This window comes from Streptococcus cristatus (genome assembly GCF_003943515.1).
GTDB lineage: Bacteria > Bacillota > Bacilli > Lactobacillales > Streptococcaceae > Streptococcus > Streptococcus cristatus_D.
On record NZ_RJPT01000010.1, the window covers coordinates 17,515 to 26,974 of the forward strand.

At 46.0% G+C, this 9,460-nt stretch carries 8 protein-coding genes; 2 read left to right on the top strand and 6 right to left on the bottom strand.

Annotated elements, in window-relative coordinates; translation table 11 throughout:
* Window positions 1-19: 19 nt before the first annotated feature.
* Window positions 20-1,162: a tRNA guanosine(34) transglycosylase Tgt gene (tgt, locus tag D8791_RS08530; RefSeq protein ID WP_125447315.1), complete on the bottom strand. Its 1,143-nt coding sequence runs from the start codon at window positions 1,160-1,162 to the stop codon at window positions 20-22.
* A 147-nt stretch (window positions 1,163-1,309) separates the two neighbouring features.
* Between tgt and D8791_RS08535 the strand changes: the two genes are divergently transcribed.
* Window positions 1,310-2,143 (top strand): DUF975 family protein, encoded by an 834-nt coding sequence (locus D8791_RS08535; RefSeq protein ID WP_125447316.1) that lies wholly within the window; start codon window positions 1,310-1,312, stop codon window positions 2,141-2,143.
* A gap of 194 nt (window positions 2,144-2,337) precedes the next feature.
* Here D8791_RS08535 and D8791_RS08545 read toward each other — a convergent pair whose 3' ends face one another.
* From D8791_RS08545 to polA, 5 genes are all read right to left on the bottom strand, one after another.
* A complete protein-coding gene (locus tag D8791_RS08545) occupies window positions 2,338-3,804 on the bottom strand; it encodes an alpha-L-fucosidase (protein ID WP_125447318.1) in 1,467 nt (488 codons plus the stop codon).
* Window positions 3,805-4,030: 226 nt separating this feature from the next.
* On the bottom strand, window positions 4,031-4,699 hold the full coding sequence (locus D8791_RS08550; protein ID WP_125447320.1) for a DUF6287 domain-containing protein: 669 nt from the start codon (window positions 4,697-4,699) through the stop codon (window positions 4,031-4,033).
* A 260-nt stretch (window positions 4,700-4,959) separates the two neighbouring features.
* Window positions 4,960-5,457, bottom strand: a complete 498-nt coding sequence (locus D8791_RS08555; protein WP_125447321.1) for a kinase — start codon at window positions 5,455-5,457, stop codon at window positions 4,960-4,962.
* A complete protein-coding gene (locus D8791_RS08560) occupies window positions 5,458-5,895 on the bottom strand; it encodes a CoA-binding protein (RefSeq protein WP_125447323.1) in 438 nt (145 codons plus the stop codon).
* Between the two features lie 221 nt (window positions 5,896-6,116).
* On the bottom strand, window positions 6,117-8,759 hold the full coding sequence (gene polA / locus D8791_RS08565; RefSeq protein WP_125447325.1) for a DNA polymerase I: 2,643 nt from the start codon (window positions 8,757-8,759) through the stop codon (window positions 6,117-6,119).
* A gap of 98 nt (window positions 8,760-8,857) precedes the next feature.
* Here polA and D8791_RS08570 point away from each other — a divergent pair, with 98 nt between their 5' ends.
* Window positions 8,858-9,400 (top strand): histidine phosphatase family protein, encoded by a 543-nt coding sequence (locus D8791_RS08570; protein ID WP_125447327.1) that lies wholly within the window; start codon window positions 8,858-8,860, stop codon window positions 9,398-9,400.
* Window positions 9,401-9,460: the final 60 nt, after the last annotated feature.

Genomic DNA, 9,460 nt, shown 5'->3' on the forward strand with positions numbered 1-9,460 from the left:
TTCCCTTCAATGAAGATTCTTAAAAATTTCTCTTGGAGCGGTTGTAGCCGTAGCGCTCGACAAAATCTTCGCGGAATTCTAGCAGATTGTCATCCATAATGGCTTGACGAACCTTCTTCATAAGATTTACCAAGAAATAGAGGTTGTGATAGCTGGTCAAGCGGAGTCCAAAGGTTTCATCAGCCTTGAGCAGGTGGCGGATATAGGCCCGCGTGTAGTTTGTACAAGTGTAGCAGTCACAGTCGTGATCTAGCGGCGTGAAATCTTCCTCAAACTGGGCATTTTTGACAACCAGACGTCCTTCACTGGTCATACAGGTACCGTTTCGGGCAATCCGAGTCGGCAGAACACAGTCAAACATATCAACCCCACGAATAACACCGTCAATCAAGCTATCTGGCGCTCCAACTCCCATGAGATAGCGAGGTTTGTTTTCAGGCAACAAGGGCGTTGTGAAGTCCAGCACTGCATTCATCTCTTCGTGAGACTCGCCAACAGCCAGACCTCCAATAGAGTAACCTGGGAAATCCATGCTGACCAAGTCTTGAGCAGATTGGCGACGCAAATCTTCAAAGCTAGCACCCTGAACAATCCCAAAGAGACCTTGGTCGTGCGGACGAGTGTGAGCCTTGAGTCCACGCTCCGCCCAACGGCTAGTCCGCTCGATGGACTTCTTGACATAGTCATAAGGCTGGTAGAACTGTGGGCACTCATCAAAGGACATCATGATGTCGCTGCCTAGATTGTTCTGGATCGAGATGGCCTTTTCTGGCGACAGGAACATTTTGGAGCCGTTGAGGTGGTTTTTGAAAGTCACCCCTTCTTCTGTGATGTTGCGGCTGTCAGCTAGAGAATAAACCTGAAAACCACCACTATCGGTCAGAATAGGCTGGTCCCAGTTCATGAACTTGTGTAGGCCACCTGCACGGGCAATCAGCTCATCACCCGGCCGCAACCAGAGGTGGTAAGTATTGGCCAAAATGATACCAGAACCCATTTGTTTGAGCTCTTCTGGCGACTGAGTCTTGACCGTAGCCTGAGTGCCGACCGGCATAAACATAGGTGTTGGAAAGGTGCCATGAGGCGTGATAATCTCCCCCAAGCGCGCACCTGTGTGCTTTTCTTTTTTGATCAAACGATACTGAATCGGTGAATCTGACATGTTTCCTCCTGCTGGGAAAGACAGTCCCAGCTATTTTCTTCTATAAAATAAGCGACAAGCGCTCATAAGATACCGTATGATTTTACCAAAAAAAGTCTCGTCTGTCACGATATGTGGTATAATAAAAATCATGAAATGGAGGTCTGTATGAATTTAAGCGAAATCCGTGCCCAGGCACGCACTATCCGAAATCAAACCAACGGCATCTACTCGCTCTTTGCCATTCCAACTCTGGTAACCATCTTATCTACCTATCTATCTCCCAATCGTCATCTGGAGGAGATTATTCCCCAGTTGGAGATCAATCAGGCCTTTGTTGTGATTTTTGGTCGTCAGATTTTCCCGCAAATCGTGGAATTTGTCATCGCCCTGCTCTTTTTATCTGCTAGCTTCAGCATGATAGAAGTCGTCCGAAAAAAACGCGATACAGCTGGCTTTACAGATATTGGCCGAATCTTTTCTGCCGAGCTTTTCTCACCGATTTTTATCACACAGCTGACTAAGAGTATTCTCCTCTTGTTGTGGAATTCTATCAGCCTTGTCGGTTCATTTTTCCTTATTTTCAGCAGTTACAAGGTGCTGGCTATTTATGGGAAAATATCCGATTTGTCCCAATTGACAGCTGCTAGTCCTGAGGTGGAGCAAATCGTCAGCTATGCGCCCATGATGTTTCTCGGCACTCTCATTGTCTTGGCTGGTACGGCAGTCTTCCTGATGGCCAACTACGCTTACTCTCAGACCGACTTCATCCTTTATGATCAGCTGAGCACTGGCACCTACCAAGGTCCTTGGCAAATCATCGTGCAAAGTAGACGCATGATGAACGGCTATAAGTGGAAACGTTTCTTGCTGGATCTTAGCTTTATCGGCTGGTATATCCTGATCGGTATCACACTGGGAATCGCTGGTGTCGTGGTCTATCCTTATATCACGACAGCTCGAGCACTCTTTTATGAAAATTTAAAATCACTAAGTAAGTAAAATGAGAGTGGGACAGAAATCGGTAATTCGTTAGAATTCGATTTCGTCGTTCCACCTCCGCACAGTTGAGTAGGGCTGTAAAAGCTGATGAAATCAGCGTAGTAGAGCCCACTCAACCACTGCGTCTTGCTCGACAATCCAAAGACAATTGAGAGGCTAGGACTTTTGTCCCAGCCTCATTTTTTCGTCTAGATTTAACGCAGTTGGACCTTCAACACCAAGGGTGAGTCGCCTGCTACACTCGGCATGAAGACGCGTAAACCTTGGGGTGTTTGTCCCCATTCGAGCGGTTCCTCATAGCCCAGTAAGGACACCTCTTCTATGATACCATGAAAGCGAGAAGCGGGATTTTCTCTTTCGTCTGCCAAGGCCTGAATGGTCAGCCACTGATTTACTGCAGGCTCCATCAGAAAGGCATACACCGCTCCGCCCTTGGCCGTGAAACGGAAATCCTGGTTTGTATAAGGGATGTTTTTCCCATCCGAAAATGGCCCACTATATACTTGTGTAGGACCTTCTCCAAATTGCCTCCACGCACGTGAATCATAGATTGCTTGGCCATTCACTTGGAGCCAAGCCCCGATTTCTCTCAAGATTTCTCGATCTTTTTCTGGAATCGCCCCGTCTCCTTTGGGACCGATATTCAGCAGCAAATTCCCATTTTTGGACACGACATCAATCAAGGTTTGGATGATTTCTTTAGCTGACTTATAGTCAAGGTTCTCTGTGTAGCCCCAAGAATTTCGCGCGATAGCCGTATCCGTCTGCCAAGTGAAAGGTTGAATCTCTGCGAAACCACCGCGCTCCACTTCCACAATCCCCGCACCAAAAGCCAGCGCATCATGCTTGTAGCAGATGCTAGTTGGCTTCCCAGAAGCTGCTCCTAAATTATAATAATAGGCAGCAAAAAGCTTTATATACTCTTTAAAAGCTGCATGCTGAATCCACCAGTCAAAATACAAAATCTCAGGCTGGTAATCTCGAACCAGCTCACAGGTACGCAAGAGCCAATCATTTAGAAACTCCTGACTCGGATAAGGCTGACCAAACAAATCATGGTGGTCTGGCTCTGGCATAGCCGGCCAGTAGAGTTCCTCGCGACTGACTTCGCTGGCAATGTCACTGGCAAACTCCTTCCCATGCGAAAAGAAAAAGTGATGCTCTGCCCGATGGGAGGAAGTACAAAAATGAACTTGCTCTCTTTGAGCTGCCTGACTCAATTCCCCCAAGATGTCACGTTTTGGCCCCATTTCTACACTATTAAAAGGAGAAAGCTGACTGGCATAAAGCTGGAAGCCGTCGTGATGCTCCGCCACTGGAAACATGTATTGGGCTCCCGCTTCTTTAAAGAGGCGCAGCCATTCGTCCGCATCAAAATTTTCGGCAGTAAAGAGTGGGATAAAATCCTTGTAGCCAAAATCTTTGTGAGGCCCATAAGTTTTGATATGGTGGTCAAACTCTGCCGTACCCTGGATGTACATATTTCGAGAGTACCACTCGCTCCCAAAGGCAGGAAGGCTGTAAAGTCCCCAATGGATAAAAATCCCAAACTTAGCCCTTTTGAACCAGTGGGGCACTTGATAGGTCGCAAGAGAGTCCCAGTCTGGATAGAAAGGACCTTGGTTGGCAACTCTTTGAATTTCTTCTAAAGATATTTTCATCGTTACTACCTCATCATTCAATTAAAACGCTTTCTTTTATTGTACCAATTTTTGGAGAAGAAAGAGCCATTTTACAAAAAAATAATCCAAAACAGCCCTACGAGCAAACTTTCCCAATAAAGCAAAGAAAAAGAACAGCAATCAATTCTGTTCCTTGTTTTTATATTTTCAGCATGACGAGTACCTTGGAAAGCTACTCGCACCGCGATTCTCATCATTCAATACATCAATTCGCTACGCGATAGTAGGGATGTTGAGATGCGTAAGTGAAATCTTGCCCCACTAAAATACGTTCTTTCGGATTTTGACTTCCAGTATCATAAAGACGAGCTCCTTTAGGAATGGCTGTGAAGGAGGCCACTTGATTCCCTGATTTATGAGTTAAAAACGCTCCAAACTTACCTTCATATACTTGACTATTTGTCAAAGTGTAGTCGCTTGATTCATTTCCTCTGTAAGTATGGGACACCAAACCATTTGCATCAAAGACTAATTGATTGCCCAAATCGTCTTGCCAAGTACCAGTAATGCTAGAGAAATCACCATTTGCTAGAGCATTGATATCCATACCAGAAGTTGTTGGAGCCACTGGAGTAGCCGGAGTTGGTGACGTGTTTGAATCTGCTGAAGTCTTGTTTTCCACGGGCTTCTCAGCTTGACTGGAAATACCCTGGTCGCTAGAAGTCTGAGGAGTTGAAGAGGATGTCACGGAGTTAGAAGCAGAACTTTGCTTAGCTGATGGTTTGGTGGAGGACTCGCCTAAGCTACTAGTCTTAGATGTCTGGGAAGTGGAACTGCTGTTCACCTTCGTGGAAGGCTTAGAGCTACAGGCGGCGAGCAGGAAAGCAGAGCACAAGGCAGTGGCTGTCAATAGAATAAATTTACTACGTTTCATAATGAAATCTCCTTGTCAGTTTATCATCAATTTGCTAAACGATAGTAGGGATGTTGGCTTGCATAGGGGACATCTTACCCCACTAAAATATATTCTTTAAAACTTTTTGTAATAAAAGAAATATTTTGTAATCTAATTGTAATCCTGTGAAATAATTTTGTCAACATTTTGTGTGATATTTTTCTCAAAATTTATTTAAAATTTCTGAAAATGCCTTTTTGATGCAAAAAGCACAGAAGTTCCTCCTCCTGTGCTTCGTTTCAAATTTTCTCTAAATCATGAACGATCCGCTCAAAGGCTGCTTCTAGAGAATCTTCGTTCCTAAAGAACGATTCTTCTTGCCAGCCTAAGAAATCTCGATCTTTCCACCAGCGCTTCATGTCGGCTGGGGTAAATTCCTCCTGCTTGGTTCTGGTCCGATGGCGACGGACGGTTTCTTCAAAAGTCAAATCATAGTAATAAGCTAGGATCTGAGAAGAAAACAAAGTCCGTAACCGCTCCAGCATGTGACCATAAATGTCTGTCTCATAAAACCCTTCTACCAAGACCAGCAGATCATGTTCGTAACCGAAGCGTGCCAATGTCTCCGTCAGGTCAATAGACAAATTCCCTGGCTCTACTTTTTCCTTGAGCATGTCTCGTCTAACTGTGTCCTGCGCAATCAAAAGAGTCCCTCGACCATAGTGTGCCTGCAGTTTCTTGGCCAGACTCGACTTGCCAGAGCCGGAATTGCCACGAATAATGACTAACTTGGCCATTTATTCGCCCAGAATCAAGCGGGTATGCTCGCGTTTGATGCAGCGATCCATGACGATATCGTCGTGACCAGCTGCACGCAAAATCTGTTCAGCTTCTTCATTTTCCAAGCCCAACTGAGCCCAGAAAATCTTGGCATCTGCTTCCAGAAAATCACGCGCCACATCTGGCAAAAACTCGCTACGACGGTAAACATCGACAATATCCACTGGGAAAGGAATATCTTTGAGACTGGCATAAACTGTCTCACCAAAAATCTGACTGCCCGCTGCCCGCGGATTTACCGGAATAATGCGATAGCCCCGCTCCTGCATCTCCTTGGACACACGGTTACTGGTCGTTTCCTCACGGTCTGATAGACCGACAACAGCAATCACCTTGCTGGTTTCTAGATAGCGCTTGACAACGCCGTCACTGGGATTTTGAAAATGGTAAGTCATAATGCTCCTCCTGTTTTATAAATAATTTTTAACTTTTTTAACAATGATATCTTAGCTGAACATGAGCTGAAACTTCGGAAAATAGATAAATTCTCCAAAATCTTGCAAGCCTAACTGATACGAGCTAAAACCTTGGAAATAGATATTCCGTTCTGGGAGCATGACTCCTTCGGCCAGATTCCTGATTTTCAGTCGTTTTTTGACGCTCTTTCTATCTTGTCTTACTTCGCCTCGTACCAAGTTTGGCCAGCGTTTTCATCAGCTACTAGTGGAACGGCCAGCTCAATCGCGGCTTCCATGGTTTCTTTGACTAACTGGCGGACGGCTGTTAGCTCGTCATTTGGCACTTCCAGCACGATTTCATCGTGCACCTGCAAGAGCATGCGAGATTTAAAATTCTTCTCTGTCAGAGCTCGGTCCAGATTAATCATAGCGACTTTGAGAATATCTGCGGCGGAGCCTTGGATTGGGCTGTTAATGGCTGTGCGCTCCGCAAAATTTCGGATGTTAAAATTGCGGGAATTGATGTCTGGCAAGGAGCGACGGCGATGGTAAATGGTCTCTACATAACCCTTATCACGCGCTTCACGAACAATTGTTTCCATATAATTCTTGATACCAGGGAAACGCTCAAAATAAGTCTCAATGTAGTCCTTGGCAGCCTTGCGGGAAATGCCTAGATTATTGGCTAGGCCGAAGTTGGAAATGCCATAGACTACTCCGAAGTTGACAGCCTTGGCATTGCGGCGGTCATTCGGCGTCACATCCTCTGCCTTTTCAATACCAAAGACCCGCATAGCGGTAGCCGTGTGAATGTCTTCTCCATGCTGAAAGGCAGCTATCAAATGCTCGTCCTGAGAAATGTGAGCCAGCACCCGCAGCTCAATCTGGGAATAATCCGAGCTGAGCAACACACTGTCTACCCACTCTGGCACAAAGGCCTTGCGAATGAGGCGCCCCTGCTCCAAGCGAACGGGGATATTCTGCAGGTTAGGGTCGACCGAGGACAGGCGGCCAGTCTGGGTCAAATCCTGAACATAGCGAGTGTGAATCTTGCCGTCAGCCGCAATCGCCTCCTGCAGTCCGATGATATAAGTGGACTGGAGCTTGCTGATTTGACGGTATTCCAGAATCTTAGACACAATCGGTGCAATCGGTGCTAAACGCTCCAGCACATCCACCGCTGTCGAGTAGCCCGTCTTGGTCTTTTTGGTGTACTCCAGTGGCAGTCCCATATCTTCAAAGAGAATGGTTCCCAGCTGTTTCGGCGAGTTGATATTAAACTCCTGACCAGCCAAATTATAAATCTCCTGCGTCAGACTTTCCAGCGTCTTTTCATTTTCCGCCTGCATGCCTTGCAGGGTTTCCCGCTCAACCTTAATCCCCGCAATCTCCATCTTAGCTAGGACAAAGGCCAGCGGTTGCTCCATTTCAAGCAACAAATCCAGCTGATTGTGGGAACGGAGCTGTTCTTGCATCGGTTCTTCTGTTTCCAGCAACACTAGGATCTTACGAGCTAGATGCTCAAAGAGCTGCTCTTGCTCCGGCAGAGCGCGCTTGGCTCCCTTGCCATAAACCTCGTCATCCATCGGCAGGATTGTTTGGCCGTAGAGGCGAGCAATAGTCGCCAGCTCATTATCCTCGACCGTTGAAAGCAGATACTTGGCTAGGCGCGCATCAAAGGCTGCTGCTGGTAGTTCAATGCCGTAATGACTGAGCAGTACCTTGGTACGCTTGAGGTCGTAGGTTTTTAGAGCTGTTTTTGTCAAAAACTCCTGAAAGAGAGGCTGCTGCAGTAAATCGCTGGAGCCTACATAAATCTGACGGCTATCGCCCCAGGCAAGACCAACAATCTCTTCCTTGTGGTAGTTGTCACCCAAGATTTCAAAATAGAAGAATTGCTCTGGTGCCAGCATATCCGCTGTCACCTCAGTCACTTTGGTAAATTCAATTGGTTTGACTTCTACCGGCTCCTGACCAGTGCCTAGCTGAGCCTTGAGCTGCTTGAAGCCCATCTCGTCGTAGAACTTGCTCAGTGCCTCTACCTGTGGACCGTTGTAAACCAAATCATCCAGTCCGATTTCAATCGGAGCCTGAGTATTGATGGTAGCTAGGGTTTTAGATAAGAAGGCCTTGTCCTTATCATTGATCAGATTTTCCTTCATCTTAGAAGCCTTGAGCTGGTCGATATTTTCATAAAGTTTTTCCAAAGAACCATACTCCAAGAGGAGCTTGAGACCAGTCTTCTCACCGATCTTAGTCACGCCGGGGATATTGTCCGACTGATCGCCCATCAGCGCCTTGAGGTCAATAAACTGCTCTGGCGTGATGCCCATCTTCTCCATGAGGTAGGCTGGGGTAAATTCTTCGAACTCGGCCACGCCTTTCTTGGAAATCTCCACCACGGTATTATCATCCGTCAGCTGAATCAAGTCTTTATCGCCGCTGACAATGGTCACATCGTAAGGCACTGCTGTCTTTTCAGCCATCTTGTCCAAGGTTCCGATGATGTCATCCGCCTCGTACTGAGCCAGATCATAGTAGCGGATGCCTAAGTAGTCCAGTATTTCTCGGATAAAGGGCAGCTGCTCACGAAATTCATCCGGTGTCTTGGCCCGACCAGCCTTATAGTCGGCGTACATCTCAGTCCGGAAGGTCGTCTTACCAGCATCAAAAGCTACCAAGATATGAGTCGGCTGCACGCGCTCCAAGAGATGATTGAGCATAAGGTGGAAGCCATAAATGGCATTGGTATGCAGGCCTGATGGACTCTTGAAACGGTCGATTTGATTATAAAGCGCAAAAAAAGCGCGAAAAGCAACGGACGAACCGTCGATTAATAATAATTTGTTCTTTTTTTCCATAGGTTTATTATAACACGAAAGGCAAACAAAGACAGAAAAGGCGGCGTGGAAAATAGGTAGAAAATGAATTGAGATTTAAATTTTGCTATAATCGTCTTATGAACAATACCTACTATTTTATCCGTCATGCGCATTCTAACTATACACCTGATGAAATCAACCGACCATTATCAGACGAGGGACAAGAATCCTTGGCACAGCTTGAATTTTTAGCAGACAAACCTATTACCGCCATTTATTCCAGCCCCTATCGAAGAGCCATCCAAACGGTTGAGACTTTAGCTCAAAGTCTAAAACTCGCTATTCAAACCGACAAACGACTAATAGAGCGAAAGTTAAGTAGCCAAGCGATTGCCGACCAAGACTTTGAAGAAGCCCTCATGCAACTTTGGTCACGGCCAACATTTTCACTTATTGGTGGCGAGTCTAATCAACAGGCTCAACAGCGAGCCTTAGCTCTTCTTCATGAACTGGAAAGCAAACACCAAAACGAAGAAATTATCATTAGCTCCCATGGCAATCTGATTTGCATCTTGCTGAGTGCATTCGACTCCAGAATTGATTATAACTTTTGGCATAATCTTCCCATGCCAGATGTGCTGGTTTTAGATAAAAATGGGAATAGCTCTCACCTCCTATAAAAGATGGCATCGCCTAGCAAGAGCCAGCTATATCTTATCACTCTTCTATGGTATAATAAT